The 1,960-nt window shown below is 43.8% G+C and carries 3 protein-coding genes; 2 read left to right on the top strand and 1 reads right to left on the bottom strand.

The annotated features are described in order from the left end of the window. Together ACP45E_RS14110 and ACP45E_RS14105 are read left to right on the top strand one after the other, a co-directional pair. A partial coding sequence (locus tag ACP45E_RS14110; protein ID WP_069585146.1) for an OsmC family protein occupies positions 1–343 on the top strand: 343 nt, incomplete at its 5' end. A 76-nt stretch (positions 344–419) separates the two neighbouring features. Then, positions 420–857 carry a GNAT family N-acetyltransferase gene (locus ACP45E_RS14105; RefSeq protein ID WP_017039056.1) on the top strand — a complete coding sequence of 146 codons (438 nt, stop codon included), beginning with the start codon at positions 420–422 and terminating at the stop codon, positions 855–857. Positions 858–965: 108 nt separating this feature from the next. Here the strand turns inward: ACP45E_RS14105 and ACP45E_RS14100 are convergent, their stop codons facing one another. Then, complete coding sequence (locus ACP45E_RS14100) at positions 966–1,646, bottom strand: DUF1826 domain-containing protein (RefSeq protein ID WP_017039057.1); 681 nt, start codon at positions 1,644–1,646, stop codon at positions 966–968. Positions 1,647–1,960: the final 314 nt, after the last annotated feature.

The following is a 1,960-nucleotide window of genomic DNA, read 5'->3' as shown; positions in this document are numbered from 1 at the left end:
GCCTCATATTGTGCCTCTTCCCTATTCCGTAGAAGAAAATGTGGATCCCGAAGAGGCCTTTATTGCGGCTTTGTCGAGTTGTCACATGCTGGTCTTTCTTTCCATTGCTGCGAAACGTCAATACGTCATCGAAAGCTATGTGGATAAAGCGGTGGGTATTCTAGAAGAAGATTCGCGCGGTAAAACATCCATGACAAGAGTAACCCTAAGACCGCACATCATCTTTTCAAATGATCGAGTTCCTACCCTCAAACAACTTGAAAAAATGCATCATATGTCTCACGAGAACTGTTTTATCGCCAATTCGGTGAAGACTGATGTGGTGACGGAAATCATCACCTAAAGCTTTGGAGTAATGAGAAACCTATTTTAACGAATGCCTGCTCGACATATCAGCCCGCCAATAATAGAGGTAAATGATGCCTAAGATTGATTTCACTAACGGTGATCTAGATACACTGATACAAGCGGAATTGACCGCTGGTTTTGAGTCCCACAGCCAGGCACAGATGGCGCCACTTTATAGCAAAGAGCGTTTGAATTGGACGGCTCAGGATGAGCACGGCACCCTCATTGCGGCACTCACCGCCGATCTACTGTGGGATTGGCTCTATATCGACGAACTTTGGGTCGATGAAAGCTGTCGCGGAACCGGATTAGGTAAACAGCTCATGAACAAGGCGGAAGAATTTGCAAAGGCTCAAGATCTATCCGGTTTATGGCTTTGGACACAAAGTTGGCAGGCACCTGTTTTTTATGAACGTTTGGGGTTTGAAGAATTCACCCGTTTTGAGAATTTCCCAACGGGACACAGTCGAATTGGTCTCAGAAAATATGTGTCAAAAATAGATGGATAAACCGACCGCGACCCGAATTAGAACGAACAGGCAAAAGAAATGGAAAAGATGGCCCCATCTCTTGTGACATTTTTCGTTTGGTTAACGTCGATGCACTACAGTCTGACGTTAACCAAAGTCTAACGTTAACAATAATCGCCTTTCATCAGATAAAATAGTCGGTGAACGATGGACCAACCCCCTACTTTCGTTTCCACTCCAACGCTCTCCTTTTAGAAGTGCAACATCACCACTGGCGAGTTGCTGAATATTGGATTCTTGAATATACAACCCAGACATAGAGTCAGATTGACCATGACTTCCCCGCCCTAACTTTGAACGGTCAATGACGTCATTGGGTAACCACTGCGTTGCAATACCTTGGTACGTCGTGACTAAGCGGCAAGGTACTTGGTCTACGTGAAAACGCGGGCACATCGCGTCATCCAGCACCGCTAAACGAAAACCTGCTTCTTTTAAATCGAATAGGCAGCAAAACATATCGACAAGCTCCACCATATTCTCTAACAGTAGCTTAGGCGCAGTCCCATTTGTGGCATTTTCAAGTTCGGTATACGCCGTTTTCGGAGAAAGTGTCATAGACTTTCTTACGTTCTGGTTAACAGATATAAATTGATTGACGGCATCCGTTAGCTCTTCACTAAAGCTTCTTCGCCAAATCGCGATATTGATGTTGTCTTCGTATATACCTGTCAAAATTGTGGGTTGATCTCCTACTTTGAAACTGTCTTGTCCACTGAACTCATTGCCAGTTTTAGAGCCTGGCGATTCCATTAAAACAGCGCCCATTACGTAACCTCCTATGTTGTTATCGATTTGTCGTCTCTCATGCAGCCTTGAAATGTATGATGTGCCATGAATCGACAATTGAAATGTTATAACATAACAAATAGTAAACCAAAACAACTTTGCTCGAAAATGGACCCGCTAAGACAGCAGCATGTCTATTCATCCGATGACAAAATTTGTTCAGATGACGCTAATGGAATACGAGTTGAGGCAGCATTTAAACGAATGTTGGCCAAGTTTATTTTGGGAACCGTGGCTAGGGTGTGTTGATCTTTCGAGCTGATTTTTGTAGCAACTTTTTGGGTATTTAGACA

The sequence above is a fragment of the Vibrio genomosp. F10 str. 9ZD137 genome, from assembly GCF_049974785.1.
Taxonomy (GTDB): domain Bacteria; phylum Pseudomonadota; class Gammaproteobacteria; order Enterobacterales; family Vibrionaceae; genus Vibrio.
Note: the sequence above shows the minus strand (reverse complement) of the source record. Positions and strands in the feature narration are given on the sequence as shown.

Bases quoted from the DNA above. Each gene is read 5' to 3' on its own strand.
- ACP45E_RS14105 (WP_017039056.1), top strand. From the start codon at position 420: ATGCCTAAGATTGATTTCACTAACGGTGATCTAGATACACTGATACAA.
- ACP45E_RS14100 (WP_017039057.1), bottom strand. From the start codon at position 1,646: ATGGGCGCTGTTTTAATGGAATCGCCAGGCTCTAAAACTGGCAATGAG.